The sequence below is a fragment of the Pseudomonas entomophila genome (assembly GCF_013523165.1).
In the GTDB taxonomy this organism is placed as follows: Bacteria; Pseudomonadota; Gammaproteobacteria; order Pseudomonadales; family Pseudomonadaceae; genus Aquipseudomonas; species Aquipseudomonas entomophila_A.
Window position 1 is genome coordinate 1 of record NZ_JAAMQI010000064.1, and the last position, 455, is coordinate 455.

General features: G+C 54.7%; 1 pseudogene. It reads right to left on the reverse strand.

The features are described from left to right. Window positions 1–244 (reverse strand): annotated as a pseudogene (locus G7Z99_RS19665) (IS110 family transposase); the annotation flags it as partial. Between the last annotated feature and the right edge of the window lie 211 nt (window positions 245–455).

Genomic DNA, 455 nt, shown 5'->3' on the forward strand with positions numbered 1-455 from the left:
CATCCATCAAGTAAAGGGTATGTCCTGCTTCATGGACCATATCGGTAAACAGCAGGTGATAGACATTGGTGGCCTCGACTGCAATCGAGACCTTGCCGTGTAATGCCTTGATCCATTGTTTAATGGCCGTCTTGTTGTTGGCAATAGTGCTCAACTGTCCGGAGCTGTCTTCGTAAATGACCAGCTCAGCCTTGGCAACGTCGACGCCTATGATCGTGCTGTGCTCGGATGTCGGCATTGCCATGGGCGCGTCTCCAGGGGTAAGGTCTAAGGGCTTGAAGGGCCACCCAGAGGCGCAGGCTTGTACTTTCGTCGGTCAAAACCGGAAGCATTCCTTATCGGCGCTTGGGTGAAGGGAGGAGGGGCGAAATCTCCCACGGTCTGTACTGCGCGAACAGTCAGAAGCGGATCTAGTCCCTCCTCCTCCCTTCAAGTCCTACCATACAAGCGGCCCC